The sequence below is a fragment of the Metabacillus sp. KH_069 genome (genome assembly GCF_057838075.1).
This window is the reverse complement of sequence record NZ_CM174460.1, coordinates 2,502,838-2,521,686: the sequence shown is the minus strand read 5'-3', so window position 1 is coordinate 2,521,686 and position 18,849 is coordinate 2,502,838. Positions and strand designations below refer to the sequence as shown.

The 18,849-nt window shown below is 39.7% G+C and carries 15 protein-coding genes; 13 read left to right on the top strand and 2 right to left on the bottom strand.

What is annotated here, in order from left to right:
- Nucleotides 1-110 precede the first annotated feature (110 nt).
- From AC3ISE_RS12495 to AC3ISE_RS12475, 5 genes are all read left to right on the top strand, one after another.
- Nucleotides 111-3,206, top strand: a complete 3,096-nt coding sequence (locus AC3ISE_RS12495) for an efflux RND transporter permease subunit (RefSeq protein ID WP_489221222.1) — start codon at nt 111-113, stop codon at nt 3,204-3,206.
- 448 nt (nt 3,207-3,654) lie between these two features.
- Complete coding sequence (locus AC3ISE_RS12490; protein WP_489221221.1) at nt 3,655-4,179, top strand: GNAT family N-acetyltransferase; 525 nt, start codon at nt 3,655-3,657, stop codon at nt 4,177-4,179.
- 170 nt (nt 4,180-4,349) lie between these two features.
- Complete coding sequence (locus tag AC3ISE_RS12485) at nt 4,350-4,481, top strand: hypothetical protein (protein ID WP_286166064.1); 132 nt, start codon at nt 4,350-4,352, stop codon at nt 4,479-4,481.
- A gap of 275 nt (nt 4,482-4,756) precedes the next feature.
- A complete protein-coding gene (locus tag AC3ISE_RS12480; RefSeq protein WP_489221220.1) occupies nt 4,757-5,725 on the top strand; it encodes a cell wall-binding repeat-containing protein in 969 nt (322 codons plus the stop codon).
- A gap of 167 nt (nt 5,726-5,892) precedes the next feature.
- Nucleotides 5,893-7,299 (top strand): YcdB/YcdC domain-containing protein, encoded by a 1,407-nt coding sequence (locus tag AC3ISE_RS12475; RefSeq protein WP_489221219.1) that lies wholly within the window; start codon nt 5,893-5,895, stop codon nt 7,297-7,299.
- A gap of 70 nt (nt 7,300-7,369) precedes the next feature.
- On the opposite strand, the gene AC3ISE_RS12470 is transcribed toward AC3ISE_RS12475, so the two are convergent.
- Nucleotides 7,370-7,714 carry a cyclic-phosphate processing receiver domain-containing protein gene (locus tag AC3ISE_RS12470; RefSeq protein ID WP_206197351.1) on the bottom strand — a complete coding sequence of 115 codons (345 nt, stop codon included), beginning with the start codon at nt 7,712-7,714 and terminating at the stop codon, nt 7,370-7,372.
- Nucleotides 7,715-8,011: 297 nt separating this feature from the next.
- Here AC3ISE_RS12470 and AC3ISE_RS12465 point away from each other — a divergent pair, with 297 nt between their 5' ends.
- The 6 genes from AC3ISE_RS12465 (at nt 8,012) to brnQ (ending at nt 15,650) form a co-directional block, all read left to right on the top strand.
- Nucleotides 8,012-8,599, top strand: a complete 588-nt coding sequence (locus tag AC3ISE_RS12465) for a GNAT family N-acetyltransferase (RefSeq protein ID WP_489221218.1) — start codon at nt 8,012-8,014, stop codon at nt 8,597-8,599.
- 242 nt (nt 8,600-8,841) lie between these two features.
- Complete coding sequence (locus tag AC3ISE_RS12460; RefSeq protein WP_489221217.1) at nt 8,842-9,885, top strand: ArsR/SmtB family transcription factor; 1,044 nt, start codon at nt 8,842-8,844, stop codon at nt 9,883-9,885.
- Between the two features lie 4 nt (nt 9,886-9,889).
- Complete coding sequence (locus tag AC3ISE_RS12455; RefSeq protein ID WP_489221216.1) at nt 9,890-11,080, top strand: MFS transporter; 1,191 nt, start codon at nt 9,890-9,892, stop codon at nt 11,078-11,080.
- A gap of 171 nt (nt 11,081-11,251) precedes the next feature.
- Nucleotides 11,252-12,652, top strand: a complete 1,401-nt coding sequence (locus tag AC3ISE_RS12450) for an alkaline phosphatase (RefSeq protein ID WP_489221215.1) — start codon at nt 11,252-11,254, stop codon at nt 12,650-12,652.
- Between the two features lie 90 nt (nt 12,653-12,742).
- Complete coding sequence (locus AC3ISE_RS12445; RefSeq protein ID WP_489221214.1) at nt 12,743-13,408, top strand: DUF4352 domain-containing protein; 666 nt, start codon at nt 12,743-12,745, stop codon at nt 13,406-13,408.
- A 922-nt stretch (nt 13,409-14,330) separates the two neighbouring features.
- A complete protein-coding gene (brnQ, locus tag AC3ISE_RS12440) occupies nt 14,331-15,650 on the top strand; it encodes a branched-chain amino acid transport system II carrier protein (RefSeq protein WP_489221213.1) in 1,320 nt (439 codons plus the stop codon).
- Here brnQ and AC3ISE_RS12435 read toward each other — a convergent pair.
- Complete coding sequence (locus AC3ISE_RS12435; RefSeq protein WP_489221212.1) at nt 15,647-16,858, bottom strand: phospholipase D-like domain-containing protein; 1,212 nt, start codon at nt 16,856-16,858, stop codon at nt 15,647-15,649. The two genes, brnQ and AC3ISE_RS12435, sit on opposite strands and share 4 nt — an antisense overlap.
- Nucleotides 16,859-17,040: 182 nt before the next feature.
- Here AC3ISE_RS12435 and AC3ISE_RS12430 point away from each other — a divergent pair, with 182 nt between their 5' ends.
- Nucleotides 17,041-18,201, top strand: coding sequence for an ABC transporter ATP-binding protein (locus tag AC3ISE_RS12430; RefSeq protein ID WP_489221211.1), 1,161 nt, complete (start codon nt 17,041-17,043; stop codon nt 18,199-18,201).
- Nucleotides 18,202-18,849, top strand: coding sequence for an ABC transporter permease (locus AC3ISE_RS12425; RefSeq protein ID WP_489221210.1), 648 nt, complete (start codon nt 18,202-18,204; stop codon nt 18,847-18,849). It abuts the gene before it with no gap.

Below are 18,849 nucleotides of genomic sequence, written 5' to 3'. Positions count from 1 at the left end.
CAAAAGAGTTAAGGTTTATTTTTACGTATAAAAATCTATCAAGTGATAGGGAAAATAAGTGATTTAAATCACTCAACATATATATTTCAATTAGGATAAGGAGCCGGCAGATGAATTTTTTAACGAAATTTAGCCTTAAGAACGCTGTTGCTGTATTTATTATTTCGTTTTTATTGATTCTTGGAGGGATATATTCCTTTTCAAAATTAAAAGTCGATCAGTTTCCTGATATTGAATTTCCGCAAATTTCAATCGAAGCTGTCTATCCAGGTGCATCACCGGACGACGTGGACGAACAGGTCATTTCAAAGCTTGAAGATCAGCTGGACTCTATTGAAGGTGTCACGAAAATGACAAGCTCTGCTTATGACAGCATTGGGATTATCAATCTGGAATTTCCTTTTGATACCGACCTTGATAAATTAGAGCAGCAAGTTAATTCGGTGATAGAAGAAGCAGGAATTCCGGATGAGACAGAAATTAAACTGAACCGTTTATCATTTGGGTCTTTTCCGATTTATAATATCTCTCTGTTCAGCAAGGATGGGGAAAGTATTGAAGCTTTGTTAAAAGATGATGTGATTCCAGAACTTAATAAAATTCAGGGCATCAATAATGTATCCGTTGCAGGACTGACGGATAATCTCGTTCAAATTACAGTGGATAAAGAGAAAGCTGTGGAAGCAGGTCTTGCCTTAAGCAGCATCAAGGATCAGATCAATGAGAAATATCTTTCCTTCCCAGCAGGAGAATTAACACAAAATGAGGAGCAAATCCCGATTCGGGTGGAAGAAAGCCTGGATTCCGTTGCAAAGCTTGAAGATCTTGTGTTAACACCTGCAGGAGGAGGTGCTCCTGCAGGTCCGGTGCCTCAATCAGGTGCTGAATCCCAGCCTGGCACTGAAGCTCTGCCTTCTCAGCCAGCAGAAATTCGCCTGAAAGATGTTGCAGCGGTTGAGGCCATTACAGAAAAAAGTGAATTGGCCCGTTTTAACGAGAAAGATTCCCTTTCTATGGCCATCACGAAAAAACAAGATGCAAATACAGTTGAAGTGGCTGATAAAGTCATGAACGTCCTTAAAAAATATGACAGCCAAATTGATTATGCGATTGGAATTGATTCAGCAAAGGATATTGAAAAATCGGTTTCAACCCTGGTTAAGGAAGGTCTTTTAGGAGCGTTGTTTGCATCTATAGCTGTGCTCGTATTTTTGCGCAATGCTCGTGCAACGATTATAGCGGTTGTTTCCATACCATTGTCTTTATTAATTGCCGCGATTTTCCTGAATCAGCTTAATATTTCCCTTAACATCATGACACTTGGGGGGATGGCTGTAGCTGTGGGGCGTGTCGTTGATGACAGTATAGTGGTAATCGAAAACATCTTCAGGCGTGTGCGCAAGTCAAATGAAGGAATGTCGGATAAGGTCATCCTTGAATCCACAAAAGAAATACTGAAGGCGATCACATCTTCTACTATTACTACAGTAGTCGTGTTCTTGCCGATTGGTTTTGTAGGAGGCGTGACCGGGAAGTTCTTCTTGCCGTTTGCCTTAACGATTATTTTCTCCTTACTGGCATCATTGCTTGTTTCCATTACCATTGTTCCGATTTTAGCTAAATTTTCATTTAAGAAGGTTCCTGCAGAAGAGAAAGAGGGCGCCTTGCAGCGCTGGTATGGCCTCATGATTGAAAAATCATTGAATCACAAGCTGATTATCTTGCTGATATCTGTTGTGATGCTTGCCGGTTCCTTTACCGTGGTGCCATCCCTTGGATTTACTTTTATTCCAAATGAGGAATCCAAAACGCTTACTGCCTCAATCGAGCTGCCGTCATCGGCATCTTTGGAAATAACAAATGAAATTTCAATGAAGATGGAAGAAATGTTTGGTGAGCAGCAAGAGATAGCTGAAGTCACAGCTGCAGTAGGTGCAAGAGATTTTGCGACTGGACTCCGCCTTGAAAATAAGGCAAGCTATTTTGTTAACTTAACAGAAGACGCAAGCGTTGAAAAAACAATTAAATCGCTCGAACAGCAAATGGAAGCTATTTCAGATGAGGAAAAGGCAGATCTGAAAATCAGTGTTCAGGAGCTTTCGACCGGCGGACCACCGTCCAATAACAATGTTGACGTCGACCTGTTTTCAAATGATTTAAATGCCCTTCAGGAAGCATCTAAACAAGTCGAAGACTACATAAAGAATAATGATGATTTAAAATATGTCACGAACAATTTCAGTGAAAAACAAAAGCAATTTCTTGTGAAAATTGATCCTGAAAAATCAAGTGAGTATGGTTTATCAGGCTTCCAGATTCTTGGTACAGTCAGTGATCAAACAAAGCCTGTTACGGTTGGTACATTAAATTTAAATGAGAAAGAGCAAGAGGTTCAGCTTAGTTTTGATCAAGAACTTCAATCAAAAGAAGAATTAGAAGACGTACAGATTTTTTCTCAAAAAGGACCTGTTGCTCTATCTGAAATTGCCGCTGTAGAAGAAGTGGATGCTTTCACATCGATCCAAAAACTAGACGGCAAAGTATACTCACGCGTATCAGGGCAGGTAAAAGGGGATAACGTGCAGACCGTTTCTGCAGATGTTAAAGCAGGTGTAGAAAAACTTAATCTGCCGGATGGCGTCTCCCTGACGAGCGGCGGAGGAAATGACGATACAGTGGAAATCTTCCAGTCGCTTGGAATCGCCATTGTCGTTGCAATCGGCCTTGTCTATTTAACGATGCTCGTGACATTTGGCCAGGCGCGGATTCCATTTATTATTTTATCATCGCTCATATTTGTTCCAGTTGGCTCACTGCTTTCGCTTTTCTTGATTAAAGAACCTTTATCCGTCAGTGTCATGATTGGATTCCTCATGCTGATCGGAATTGTGACAACAAATGCGATTGTCCTTGTAGACAGAATTGGTCAAAATCGCGGCCGAGGATACACAATCCGCGAATCGCTGATCGAAGCAGGAAAAACGAGGCTGCGCCCGATCCTCATGACAGCATTTGCAACAATCGCAGCGCTCATACCGCTTGCCTTAACAACTTCATCAGGAACATTGATTTCAAAGGGATTAGCCGTGACCGTTATTGGGGGTCTGACGTCATCCACATTGCTGACTTTGATTGTCGTTCCTGTGGTTTATGAGCTGTTCTTTTTCAGGGTATCTAAAAGAGAAAAGAAGAGCGGAGAATCCTGAAAATTGTAATCTAATTGGTAGCTGTCTGATAAAACTCTTAAATGAAGCATAAAAAAGAATGTTTTTTTTCTGCCTGCTTTTTACTTTGAACTTATGGCGTCAGTCCCAATAGTGCTACCACTTTTAACGGTTCAAAGCTTAAAAGGTGGCGTCAGTCTCAGTAGTACTACCACTTTTAACGATTCAAAACTTAAAAAGTGGCGTCAATCCCAGTAGTGGTACCGCTTTTAACGGTTCAAAGCTTAAAAAGTGGCGTCAATCCCAGTAGTGCTGCCACTTTTAACGGTTCAAAGCTTAAAAAGTGGCGTCAATCCCAGTAGTGTTACCGTTTTTAACGATTCAAAGCTTAAAAAGTGGCGCCAATCCCAGTAGTGCTGCCACTTTTGACGATTCAAAGCAAAAAACTGGCGACAGTCTCCTTAGTGCTACCCCTTTTACTAAAAGAAGAATGGAGGAGTTTAACCTGTCATACGAAGTGGAAATTGCAGAATTAAAATCGGTAAAAGAGAATATTGACCAGCTTTCTGATCTTTTGATTAAGACAGTAGAGGCAGGCGCATCAATAGGGTTTCTTCCGCCTATGAACCTTTCTCAGTCACAAGAATATTGGGAAAGGGTATTAGAACCCAGTGTAATTTTACTAATCGCGAAAGTGAATCAAGAAATTGCAGGCAGTGTGCAGCTGCATTTATGCACAAAGCAAAATGGACTCCATCGGGCAGAAATCGCAAAGCTCATCACTCATCCGGACTATCGAAGAAAAGGCATCGCCCGATTATTAATGCAAAAAGCTGAAGAGCGTGCTAAACAGGAAAAGAGATCTTTGTTAGTTCTAGATACAAGAGAAGGCGATGTGTCCAATCAGCTTTACCTCTCACATGGTTATATAGAATGCGGCAGAATACCTTACTATGCAGAATCAGCAGAAGGAAAACTGGATACGACTGTTGTATATTATAAAACGTTTTCATGAATGATAAAATCTTTGTTTTTGCTGGTGCTGGCATTATATTGAGCTTCGTCATGATCCCATGGCAGGAGTAAGCTTCAGAAGATTGCGGAGAGCTTTATATAAATTTCTTAGGACTGGAATAAATTTGATGGCAGCAGCACAAAATATTCCTGTCATAAGGAGGTGCAAACATGCCAAACTTAAATGATAACAAATTCAAAAAAATTCAATCCGAAAGTCAAAAGCAGGGTAAAACGCAAGAGGAATATGCGGCTGAATTAGACAGAAACCGTGCGAAAAGCGGGCAGAAGAAGAACGACTGACAATCTAAAGAAGGATAGTATTCGAGAGGCTGCGCTTGCAGTCTCTTTTATTTTTTTCTGAGAAACTTGGTTCTTTAATCAAAAAGAATGTAAGCGTTCTTATTATAGTGGAATACATAATTTATTTATTAAAAAATAATTAGTTGTTTCTGTCGATAATTGACGAAAAAAATAGCTGATTTTGTTGCCGGATTTTGTAAAAAAATGATTACAAAATGACCTTGAATTCATTATAATTTAGGAGTTTGATAGATTATATAATTTAGGGGGATCTTATGAAAAAGTCACTTGCATTATCAGCATTATTAGTACTCAGCCTTCCATTTGGACAAGCTAGTGCTGCAGCAGCTCCAGAAACAACTCGTATTTATGGTTTGGATCGATATGAAACATCAGCTGACATTTCTTATATGGGATGGGAGTCGTCAGAGGTAGCAGTAATTGCAACCGGAAGTGCTTTTCCTGATGCTTTAAGTGCTACACCGCTTGCTTATAAATATGAAGCGCCTTTACTTTTAACAGAAAAGGATTCTTTATCAGAAAGTGTGAAAGAAGAATTGATGGGCTTAGGCGTAAGTAAAGTATTCTTAATTGGCGGAGCTTCTGTTATTTCAGCTAATGTTGAAAAAGAGCTTAAAGCTTTGGGTATTCAAAACGTTACGCGAATCAGCGGCATTGATCGCTATGATACATCTGTAAAAATTGCAAAAGAAGTAGGTATTACAGATGGCATTGTTGTAGCTTCAGGAGAGAGCTTTGCAGATGCTCTTTCAGTGGCGCCTCTATCAGCTCAAGCACAGTGGCCGATTCTTCTGACTAAGAAAACAGAACTTCCTCAATCTGTCGGTTCTTTTGTTAATTCCTCAAATGCAGAGGGAGCAATTGTTGCAGGCGGAACAGGAGTAGTTTCAGACAAAGTATTACATTCACTTCCAGACCCGCTTCGATTAAGCGGAGCGGATCGCTATGAAACAAACAGCGAAATTATTGACTTCGGCTATGACATTGGATTACTTGCGATGGATGCGCCATTTATCGCTACGGGCAAAAACTTCCCAGATGCACTCTCAGCATCTGCTTTGGCTGCTTCATGGGAAAATGGAGTCATTCTGACAGATCCAGTAAATCCATCACAAATTACGAAGACAACCGTCCAGGATTATGCTGAGTTAGCAGAAGAATACTTCATCGTCGGCGGAGAAAAAGCTCTTCCTGACAGCACGATCGAAAAATTGTTCAAATAATACAATGAAATTTTAAAGTCCTGCTCTAAATTAGAGACAGGGCTTTTTCTGCACCCTGCTGAAATAATAGGCCTGCGCACCGAGTATTTTATTCATTCTATGAAACTTTTCTTGCTTTCCCTTCGTATTTAAAGTAAAAGACTCGCGCTCTTATAAAGGAGAAGGAAATGCATAAGAAGGATATTTTAAAAAAGAAAGCAAGTCAGATTTGTGTGATTCCAAGTGAATATAAGCTTGAGATAGAAGATTATTCTGAGGATGGAGCCAGGGCTGTTTTTGCTTGGAAGCATCCCGATGAAGAAGATATGGGGATCTGGATTGAGCTGGATGGAAACGGGCAGCTGATTGATTTTACAAAAGACCAATCAACTGAAGAAATGCACCACAATATCTTAAATCAAGAGGACTTAATAAAGAAAGCATTGCAATTTACTGAAATTCATTATCCAGGTGTCATTAGTAAGTTTAAGGAAGAGCGTGTGCAAAAAAAAGATGAAAAGCTTCGAGTTTCGTATATCCAGATGGAATTGGATTTGCCTTTGCCATTTACCGGTTTTTACATAGATATTAATGAACACGGTGAAATTATGCAGTTCCATTATGATGGGGCAGCTGAACACATTGTTTTTCCAGAATGGCTGCAGCCTGAAGAAAAAGTCAGAGATGAATTCCTGAAAGACTTAGAAATGAATCTGTTGATAGTCAGCCTAAATGAAGAACTCTATGAAAATGGAGATAACCTTCCTCACTTAGTGTATGAGCCAGAATTGCGTTTTTATGAGGTGCCGGCAGATGGAGGTTTAAAGGTTTTAAGGGAACAACACGAACATGAGGAACCAGAACCAGCTTATAAAAATTTGTCTAAGTTAGAATTCTTAGGCTCTCCGGAAGATTTAATAAATTTAGATGCCGGCTTTACAAAAATTCGTGAACAGGATTTAGGGGATGCGATCGGACTTGTTTATAGAAAAGATGGGGACGAACCAGCAGCGGAAGATGATAGCCTCATGACTTTTTTTAACAAACGAAATGAAAATACGATAAAAGTAAAGCGTGATAAAGAGACAGGGAAATTATTAGGTTTCTTTTCTTTTTATGAAACTTCTGGAAATCTATTACTGAGCATTAAAGAATGTGAAAGAACAGCCCTTCAGTTTTTGAATGCCATTTATCCAAATGCTCATCTTTATTTCATGATGGATCAGGAAATGGAAAGTGATGAGGAAAGAGCTTTTTTTCAATTTGATCTTATTCACCATGGCATACATGTTAGATATGGGATGGCCAGAATCAATGTGAACCGAACAACTGGAAAGATCACACACTATCTTGGACCTGAAGTGGAACCGAAGCATCTCCAGTCAGTAAATCCGAATCCAGGTATATCAAAAGAGAAAGCTATTGAACTATTTTCATCAGTCTTCCAAGTTGAACAGCAATGGACCAAAGAATATAAGGATCATTCAGGAAGCTATTATCAGCTCGTTTATAAGCCCGTCTATCCAATGTTTAAAGGGAATCTTTCTTTTATTGATGCAAAGGATGGAGAATTTGTAGTAGAAAAAGGGTTTTAAAGGCATTAAAAAGAGGCATCAGTTTTTAAGTAATACCTCAAAATTGTGCTATATTTTTTCCAGTCGCCTGTTAGCGGCTGGCAGCAATTGAATGTAGGGGCATTGGTTTTAAGATGACTTTAATAGATTTCGGCATTTCAAAATCTTCTTGTGCTTTTTTTAGATGCCTGTACATCGCTTTGCTTCCGACTGCATTTGCGGAATGAATCGTGATGCGGTTAGCATAAAGGTGATTTTTAACCATGTACTCGACGAGCATAAGTCCATTTCTTGTTTTGCTCACAAGATCATGATCCAATGAAAGATGGTCAACACAGTTGTTTCGCAAAAGGCTAATGCATTGATCTATTGTTTCTGCCAAGACATATCCGCTTGGGCAAGTTCGGTAATCATCTAAGAAGACACTAATTTGCATGATGATTTCCTCCGATCAAGTTTGACCTGACTTAATTGTAACATACTTTCAATGTAATCACAGGGGACCCAGTATTGTCTGAATAAATGACTAAGTTTATAAAAGCTGTCAGAACAGGCTATACAATGCCAATTGTTGTAAAAAACTCACGAAATAAAAAATATTTTATTACGGTTTCCGCTGCGGGAAACGGCTCTTCCTTTCATGAAATGGAACATCATCAGCCTTATACTCGGAATTTGGCAACTGCATGAAACTAACGACTGCCTTTTCAAGATATGATTGTTGAATGAGATTATGAATCGAGGAGAAAAAACGATTCTTAGGAGGGCAGGGGATTTGAGAGTGAATCAGAAAGAATTTTACTATAATAATTTACACTATTCTATAAGGTCTGCAACAGTTGAAGATGCTAAAAATTTGTCTGCTGTAAGATTGCAGATAGACGGCGAAACAGAATATTTAGATAGAGAAAAAGGCGAGGCTTACTTAGACGAATCAGGATTTAAGCAAATCATTAAAGATGATACAGAAAGCAGCAGAAACTTATTTTTAGTTGCTTGCGCAGATCATCGAATTGTCGGTTTTTCTAGATGTGAAGGGAATAAATTAAAACGATGTTCCCATAAAGCAGAATTTGGAGTATGCGTATTAAAAGAATACTGGGGATATGGGATTGGAAAAAACCTTTTAATAGAATCGATTCGTTGGGCAGATTCAAATGATATTAAGAAAATGACATTAAATGTTCTTGAAATCAATGAAAAAGCAATAAAGATATATGAAGCTTATGGTTTTAAAATAGAAGGCATCTTAAAAAAAGATAAAGTCTTATCTGATGGAAATTACTATTCTACGATTTTGATGGGGAGATTCAATGGCTGAAAAAATTACGGGGGCATAACCTGTAAGCAATGATTATCCAAAACCCTGAGAAGGCTGATTTAGGGAATCAACGTCATGCTATGACTTTCCAAATGCATTTTGGTGCTCAGAGAACAAAAATCACTCTGAGCTTTTTTTGCGTTCTAGTGGAGATTTACTGCTGATTAGACAAAACATCATATTCTAAATATATTGAATTTATCATTCTAAATATTTAGAATAAAAGAAAGGAGCTGATAAACATGAACCTATTAAACACATCCTTTGAGAGAAAATCATACGAAGTTGAACTGCAGCAATCGATATTATTTGAATGCGTGCTTGGCATCGCAATGATTACGTATCCAAAGCTGCATGACCAGCTGGAAAAGTCTAAGCAGGAGCTGGATTATATTCGAATGAATCTTTCTGAACCTCTTATGGCGGAGCTGCAATATTGTCAGGAACACAATACGTGGAAAATGCTGCTTCAGCTTTTGCACGGGCAGAATTTTACTTCTTTAAAAGAGTTTCATGGATTTATCGCGAATCTCTCTGTTCAGCAGCTGAAATATTTGATCCTTCCATACTTGGATCAAACCCAAGAAGAAAACCGTTTCAAGGCTTCCCATGGAGATGGAGATTCTGAAAATGAGATGATCCTTGCCTGTAAAGGCCACGCCTTTTTCCCGCAAATGATTCATTTTATCGGCAGTTGTGACTTAAAAGAACTTAGAAACCATTTTATAGAGGTTACAAAGGGCTGGTACAGAGAATTTTTACAAAAACAAGAGTCAGAAATCTGCAGCATTCTTGAACGTGATCAAAAGGAAAAAGAAAATTGGTTTAATAATCATAGTCCACAAGGGATTGTTCTTCATGCGACAGGGGTGGATTACAAGCCTGAGGCCAGCATTACAAGAGTATTGCTGATACCTCAGTACATTTATCGACCTTGGACGATACAGGCTAATTTAGAAGGTACTAAGGTTTTCTATTATCCGGTCAGTGATGAGAGTTTGAATGAAACAACAGATCCTTACGAACCGCCTGCGCAGCTTGTAAAGCGGCTGAAAGCGATTGGGGATGAAAAACGCCTGAGGATCATGAAGCTCCTATCCGAAAAAGAGAGAACACTTAAGGAGCTTACTGCTTTACTTGGAATGGGCAAAACTACCGTCCATCACCATTTATCCCTATTGCGGACAGCGGGTATGGTGAAAGTAACCGGTGCTTATTATTCAGTACCAGAAAATGCTTTACAAGGTATTGAAACTCAAATTGACACTTTTTTTGAACGGAGCTGAATGGATGAAGGATGTTTCCGTCCTCTTTTATAATCAGCTGCTGTCAACATTCGCAAGCACATTCGGAACCTTTTGCATTTCATGGATTGTCTATACGGAAACAGGCTCGAAGTTTGCGATGGGAGGACTTTGGCTGGTGAGTATAGCCGGCCAGCTGCTGATTCAATTTTTAGCGGGTCCTTACATCGATCGTTATCAAAGAACAACTATGATGCAGTCTTCAGAATCAATAAGATTCTCAGCTTTTTTTCTTTTATGGCTGCTGCTGTTAACAGATCATACTGAGATAGGGTTTCTATATTTAATTGCATTCTTAACTTCCATCACGGTTTATGACCCGGCTGCTGCAGCACTCGTGCCTAAGATCGTTAAAAATGATGAATTCGTTAAGGTGAATGCGAAACTCTCAGGCGGGGTTCAGCTGATGAGGTTTATTGCTCTTCCCGCTTCAGGTTTGATCCTAACTGCTGTTCATTATCAGAAGGCACTTTTATTTATTTCAATGATGTTTTTTATTTCTTATCTCATGATTTTGAAAATAAAAGAACCATCGAATGCAAGAGTGAAACAGAATTCCTGGCTTATTCAATTTAAAGAAGGAATACATATTTACCGCAAGCATCAAATTCTCCTTGTTTTAGGATGTTTTATAACCGTTACCAGTTTTGGAGTGTTTGCCGCGCAGACGATGTATATTCCTTATATAGTAGAAACAATCGGCGGCTCCACACTTGAATATGGATTTTTCGCGGCTGCATTCCCATTAGGTTACATTCTAGGGAGCTATGCGGCTGCAAAAATAAGAGAGCCAAAACAATCTTTATATCTAGTCATGATATCGGCCATTTTTCTTGGAGGGTGCACATTTTTGGCATTGGGTGTCACCAGCGTTTTATGGATTGCTATTTTAATAGAAATCATTGCAGGGACAGTTATGCCTTTTTGGAACATCTACAGCACCACGCTTTATCAGCGGCTGGTGCCGGATTCGATCCTTGGACAAGTCCTGTCGATCAGGTTTTTGTTAACAAAAGCGGCAGCTCCGCTTGGAATCATGTACGGTGCTTTTTGCGCTTCGCAATTTGGGATTCCTGCTTTGTTTTTATCTATAGGGCTGCTGATATGCACGGTATCAGGCGTGGGATTTGTGATTCTTGCATTATTGAAGAAAAGAAACATGGTTCAAAGTATTTAAACAGGAAACAGTTTGCTTGGTAATACTGCGATCGCTTTCTATATCTTTATTGTAAATTTTCCGTAAATGACGGACATCCAGACTTTACATTTCCTACAAACTTCCTTAATGAAAATCCAATAGACTGGTAATTGAGATTAAAACAAACCATTCTATCGGGAGGTCGTTTCATTGTTTAATAGAAAACTAGGTAAAAAAGTAATCCCTGTTGCAGTTCTTTCTGCAGTCGTGGCTGGCAGCTTGATCGGGAGTTTTCCTGAAGCGAAAGCAAATCATGCTGAAGCAGCTTCAAATAAACCGGGTGAAATTAAAAATGTTATTTTTCTGATCGGTGATGGAATGGGTGTATCTTATACGTCTGCTTACCGCTATTTACAGGATGATCCTAAAACTCCGGTGGCTGAACGTACGGAATTTGATAAGTATCTAGTAGGGAATCAAATGACATATCCGGAAGATCCTAAAGAGAATGTAACAGATTCAGCATCAGCAGCAACGGCGATGTCAACAGGCTACAAAACTTTCAACGCAGCAATTGCAGTAGACAACGATGGAACAGAACTTAAGACAGTTTTAGAATCTGCTAAAGAAAAAGGGAAAGCAACAGGCCTTGTTGCAACCTCTGAAATCACACATGCCACTCCGGCATCGTTTGGGGCACATGATATGAGCCGCAAAAACATGAACTCATTAGCAGATGATTATTATGATGAGATGATTAACGGCAAGCACAAAGTAGATGTTATGCTTGGCGGCGGCTCAAGCAACTTCATCCGCGGTGACCGCAATCTTACAGAAGAATTTAAAAAAGATGGATACAGCTATGTGACTAATAAAGATGATTTATTGAAGGATAAAAATGAGCAGGTACTAGGATTGTTTGCTGAAGGCGGTATGCCGAAAATGATCGACCGCAACAATGAAACACCTTCACTGCAAGACATGACCAGCTCTGCATTGACAAGATTAAGCAAGGACAAAGACGGATTCTTCCTTATGGTTGAAGGAAGCCAGGTAGACTGGGCAGGTCATGACAATGATATCGTCGCAGCCATGAGTGAAATGCAGGACTTTGAAAAAGCATACAAAGCAGCAATCGAGTTTGCCAAAAAGGACAAGCATACACTAGTAGTAGCTACAGCTGACCATTCAACAGGCGGTTATTCAATCGGAGCTGACGGTGTTTACAACTGGTTCGGCGAGCCAATTAAAGCAGCTAAGCGCACACCTGATTTCATGGCTAATGAAATTGTCACTAAAGGTGCAGATGCAGAAAAAACATTAAAGCAAAACATCGATTTAGAGCTTACGGCAGAAGAAATTAATTCTGTTAAAAAGGCTGTTGAAGAAGGAAAAGCAGATAAAGATAAAGGTATTTTACGAGTGGACAATGCCATCGAAGCTATTTTTAACAAACGTACAAACACAGGCTGGACTACCGGCGGGCACACAGGTGAAGATGTTCCTGTATTTGCTTACGGACCAGGATCAGAAATGTTTGCAGGTCAAAAAGACAATACAGACCATGCAGAAATTATCTTTGACATTTTAGAAAAAAATAAAAAGAAATAAGATTTGCTCATAGACAGTATGGATCTGACAAATAATTGTTTGTCAGATCTGTTACTGCCTAATCATTCACTCCAAGAAAGGGGATTACCAATGAAACAACTATGGATGCTCCTATCATTAACGCTTATTCTTTCAGCGTGCTCAGCTCAAGCTTCAACATCTGAAGATGCAGCTAAAGAAGAGAAAGAAAAGGTATCTGAAACCACTAAAAATAAACAAACCTCAAATGATGTCTACGTTCCAAATCCTCAAATTACGGATGACCGCAAGCTGCTTGAAGTCGGTCAGTCTCATAAAGACGCCAAAGGAGCAGCAAAACTGAAGGCAATCAAGAATGTCAACAAAACGTACAAAGTCGGAGATGTCGAACTGATTGTCCGCGATGTTAAAATCATTGAGCATACACCGGATTACAGCATGATCGATTTCTTTCACACGTTTACACATGAAGAAACGTTTGACATTGTAAAAGCGAATATTGAAATCAAGAATACTTCGGATCAGCCCGTTTATTTTTCTCCAATCGCTGTTCTTGAAACAAATACTGGCGAGCATAAAGACTGGGAATCTGATATTTATCTCGAAGAGTTAAATGGCGAGCTTGCCGCAAACAGCTCTAAGAAGGGGAATGTCGGATTTATCCTGGATCATTCAGACAAAGAGGTCAAAAGTATTAAGATTTTAACGAGTGATCTTCTGAACGATAAACAAAAGGCAACAGCTGAAGCTCAGGAATTGAACATTGAATTTGAATAAACCCTACAATAGGCTGTCCATTAAGTCATTTATTACTGACTTATTGGACAGCCTATTCTTTTGGAACCTTATCCCATCAAAAGTGGCAGCACTAAGGAGAATGACGCCACTTTTAAAGCTTTGAACCATCAAAAGTGGTAGCACTAAGAAGAATGGCGCCACTTTAAAAGTTTTGAACCGTTAAAAGTGGTAGCACTAAGGAGAATGATGCCACTATTAAAGCTTTGAACCGTCCAAAGTGGTAGCACTAAGGAGAATGATGCCACTTTAAAAGCTTTGAACCGTCAAAAGTAGTAGCACTAAGGAGAATGATGCCACTTTAAAAGGCTTTGAACCGTTAAAAGTGGTAGCACTAAGGAGAATGACGCCACTTATAAAGCTTTGAACCATTTAAAAGTGGTAGCACTAAGAAGAATGTCGCCACTCTAAAAGCTTTGAACCGTTAAAAGTAGCAGCACTAAGGAGAATGACACCATTGATATTTAAGACTAATAGTGGAGCGGAAAGGAACGGACAACATTTTCATAAAAACAACAATTTGCTGATGGAAATTTAAGGTATTAAATTTGATTTGAGGGATGTTTGACAAAGTGAAATAATGTAATCTGAAAAAATCTCCTTAATGACTAAATGAAAGACAAAATTGGCTGTAAAGATGAAAGTTTTCGCCAATAAAAATTTCGGTTTCGGAAAATAGCACAGATGGATGTTTCGCACAACAGAAATAAAGTGTACTATTGGAAGAAATTTTATCGGCAGTAAGTAAACGCATACAACGTTGATAAATAAAGCTTTGTTTTTCACCATGAAAAGTGTACTGAAAAAATGAACTAGTCAATCAATTTATTAGCTGATATACTTTGAACTATTATTTTTAGAGACTATTTACTTATAGGAACTACTACATCAAAGGAGTTTTAACATGACGAAGGAATTTACTGGGAAACAGCTTGTTTTTATTAGTTTAATGCTATTTTCAATGTTTTTTGGGGCAGGAAATTTAATTTTTCCGGTCTTTCTCGGACAGGCTGCGGGAGATAATATGTGGCCATCACTTGCAGGGTTTATTGTTTCTGCTGTAGGACTGCCAATTCTGGGGGTTGTGGCGATTGCCAAGGCAGGAAGTTTTCATACACTGAATTCCCGTGTACACCCGCTATTTGCGCTTATCTTTCCATTCATCATATATATTTCTATCGGACCGGGACTAGCCATACCGAGAGCAGGAAGTCTTGCCTATGAAATGGGTGCAGCTCCATTTCTTCCTGAAGGTTTTGCAGGCAGCCCTGCAGCGCTATTCATTTACACACTTGTCTTTTTTGGCTTAGTATACTGGCTGAGCATGTCGCCATCTAAGCTTGTGGATTTGTTCGGTAAACTGCTGACGCCGATTGTGCTAACGCTAATTGTGATCATTTTAGTGAAAAGCCTGATCACTCCTATTGGTTCTTTTGAGCTTCCAACAGGCAATTATGGAAATAGTCCTGTTTTCCAAGGTTTCTTGGATGGATACTTAACGATGGATGCCCTCGCTGCTCTTGCATTTGGAATTGTGATAGCAAATACAATTCGTGCACAGGGAGTTGAAAATGATAAAAAGCTCTCGCGCTATATGATTTCTGCAGGGATAGGAGCAGGCATATTACTTACAGTCATCTATGTTATCCTTGGCTATTTGGGTGCTACTAGTGCATCTCTGGGACAGTCAGAAAACGGCGCACAAATTTTAACAAATATTATGGGGTATTTGTTCGGTCAAAGCGGAACACTCATTTTGGGAATTGTTTTTACCCTTGCATGCTTCTGCGTCTCTATTGGTCTGGTCATTTCATGCAGCCAGTTTTTCGCAAGTGCAGTACCGAAAGTTCCTTATAAAGCATGGGTACTGATTCTTTGTCTGACAAGCACAGCTGTTGCAAATCTGGGTTTAACTCAAATTTTAACTGTGTCCGTACCAATTTTGGGCATGATTTATCCGATTGCGATTGTGCTGATTTTCCTGGCGCTCATCCATCAGTATATTGAAAACAGTTCTTATATTTATGTTACAACTGTCGCGCTCGTTGGACTTTTCAGCATCCTTGATACGATTAATAAAACATTTTTGGCTGAAGCCTGGAGTCCGGTTCTAAGCGCAATGCCTCTTTACCAAGAGGGAATTGGCTGGCTTATTCCGGCAGTCATCGGAATTGCACTTGGCATCATGCTCGGCAAAAGAAAGACATCAAGTGTTCCAGTTTAAAAGTAATAGTAGATCCATTCAGGTGTTTTCATAAAAGACCGTTCCCATTGCGGAATTTCGTCTACAATCTTTTTCGTGAGCTTCCGGCTGTTTTTCTTATCCTCATCGATTTCAGCCTGAATCGTTTTGATCCATTCAGCATCAAAAATCAGGCAGCTTGCTTCATCATTTAAATAAAAGCTGCGCGGATCCCAGTTCGCTGTACTGATATTGGCTATCCGGCCATCAATGATCATGACTTTTCCGTGAAAAAAGCCTTTCGTATATAAATAAATGTTCACACCGCTTTTCAGAAGTTCTTCTGTTTTCGGATAACTCGGGGGCTTTGTAAACCATGCGTCCGTGTTATCAGGAACAATAATGTCAATGACAACCCCCTGCTTTTCAGCCGCAATCAGCGCATCCATCAGCTGATTGCTTGGTATGAAGTAGGGGGTTGCTATGACTAATGATTTTTTTGCCTGCTTTATGATAGAGACCATCATATGTTCTAGTTCTTCTCCGGTCGAAAAAATCATCTGATAGTGAGAACCATCTTTCTCCGTAAAGCCATGTCTTTTAACTGAGACCTTTTCACCAGTATCCTCTTCCCAGTCTTTTAAAAATTGTTTTTCAATCTCTCTAGTTCCTTCTCCGGCAATTCGCAGATGATAGTCCCGCCAGTATCCAAACCGGTCAACTTGACCAAGATATTCCTCACCTATATTGAAACCGCCCAAGTACGAAACCAGCCCTTCAATGACAACAAACTTCCGATGATTTCGATGATTAATTGTATAGAAAAAATGATGAATGCCGGCTTTGCGGCTGAATGTAAATTTCACACCGCTTTTTTCAAGCATTTCAATTGTTTTCTTCGAAATCTCTTTTCCGCCTATTCGATCGACAGAAAGCAGGACAACTGCACCATTTTCCGCTTTTTTCTGCAGCAACTTTAAAAACTTCATGCTGAAAGGATCTTCTCTGATAATAAAAAAGTGTATGTAAATGTATTCTTCAGCGCGTTCAATATCTTTAAAAAGAGCAGGATAGAGTTGGCTGCCTTCAGGATAAAGGGCAAGTTCTCCTTGATAGACTGGTGATTCTACTAGTGAATGTCCTTTTGTATAGTCCTCATATCCACTTTTTACGTCCCACTGTAAATACAAAAAGAAACAAAGCCCAAACAAAATCACTGGAAATAAGATAAAAATCATTTTCTTCAGCATGTTAAAACTCCCGAAAGATCGATATTAACTAGGGTTTGACACATTAGTAAATTTTAAAGAAGGAAATGTATGGAATGAACGGAACTGACAAAAAGTAAAATGAATGTTTGAACATTTTTAATAAGGGAATAAACACATGTGGAAAAAAACAATTTGAGTCTAAACAGAGAAGGAGACATTTAATGATTCAGCTTAGAAATATTACAAAAAAATATCCTGATGGTTTTAAAGCATTAAAGGATATCAATCTTGAACTTGAAGCAGGAAAAATTCATGTGGTGATCGGCCCTAGCGGGTGCGGTAAATCAACAACCATGAAGCTTATTAACCGGCTGATCACACCGTCTGAAGGCACGGTATACATAAATAATGAGGATATTTCCAAGATAAATCCTGTAGAGCTCCGCAGAAAAATTGGTTATGTCATTCAAAGCATCGGGCTTTTTCCGCATATGACCATAGCCGACAATGTCGCAGTCGTACCCCGTTTATTGAAATGGGAAGAAGAACGGACTGCAACGAAAGTGAATGAGCTGCTTTCGATGGTTAATTTGGACCCTGAGACATATCGCAGCCGCTATCCAAGCGAGCTTAGCGGGGGACAGCAGCAGCGGGTAGGGGTCATTCGGGCACTGGCAGCAGAGCCGGATGTCATTTTGATGGACGAGCCGTTCAGCGCACTTGATCCGATCAGCCGTGATCAGCTTCAGGCAGAGCTGGTGAATTTACAGGATGAGTTAAAAAAGACCATCGTGTTTGTCACTCATGATATGGACGAAGCCATTAAAATTGCGGATAACATCATTTTAATGAAAGATGGAGAGGTCATCCAGGTTGGATCGCCAGACTCAATCTTACGCCATCCGGCAAATGATTTCGTAAAAGAGTTCATCGGAAAAAAACGTTTAAAAGAGCATAATGAAACAAGTTTTTCGATGGATCCTGAAGACATTCCAACTGTAAATGAAGTCATGATTGATAACCCTGCTACAGCATACCCGGAAAGAGGGCTTGCCGCTGCGCTTAAAATTATGGAGCAAAGAAGAGTGGACTCCCTGATTGTAATTGACCGTGAACGCAACTTGCTTGGATATGCACCCATCCTGAACCTGCTTGGCCAATATCGCGATGAAGCAAAAACGCTGAAAGATGTCATGCTTCCATTCGCACATACGGTTCCATCTGACAGCCCCTTTACAATCGCACTTGACTTAATGAGCCAGTACAACCTTCCTTATGTACCTGTTGTTGGAGATAACGGCAAGTTTGTCGGGGTGATTACGAGAGGAAGCATGGTCCGTTTAATGGCTGACGTATTTCCGTATGCAGATGAGGTGGTTTAAATGAAACTCATTCAGGACTATTTTTCCTTTCTGCAGGAACGGTACCCCGATATTCTGGCAAGATCAGGGGAACATCTTACAATTGTTGGACTTGCCGTTTTATTTGGCTGCCTTGTAGCCATTACAACGGGTATTTTGCTGACAAGAGTAAAAGAAGGACCGTTAAACAGCTTCGTATTTGGTCTTGTGAATGTATTTCAGACGGTTCCGACCATTGCGCTGCTTGCCATGCTGATTCCGCTGATGGGCATCGGCATGAAGCCGGCAATTTTTGCTCTCTTTTTATATTCGTTGCTTCCGCTTCTCCGCAATACTTATTCAGGAATCAGAGAAGTAGACGCGAGCATTGTTGAAGCAGCAAGAGGAATGGGGTTTGGGACGTTTCAGCGTCTATTTAAAATAGAGCTGCCGCTTGCATTTCCATATATTTTATCAGGAATCCGCTTAACGACTGTTTATATTATCAGCTGGACAACCCTTGCCGCTCTAATTGGAGCTGGAGGGCTTGGCGATTTGATTATAGCGGGCATGTCAAACAACGATAATTTTCTTATCTTTACTGGAACGGTAAGTGCCATCATTCTCGCTGTCATTGTTGATGTCGTTTTAGGCTTTTTCAGTAAAAAAAGAAACGCGCTTACAGCTTAG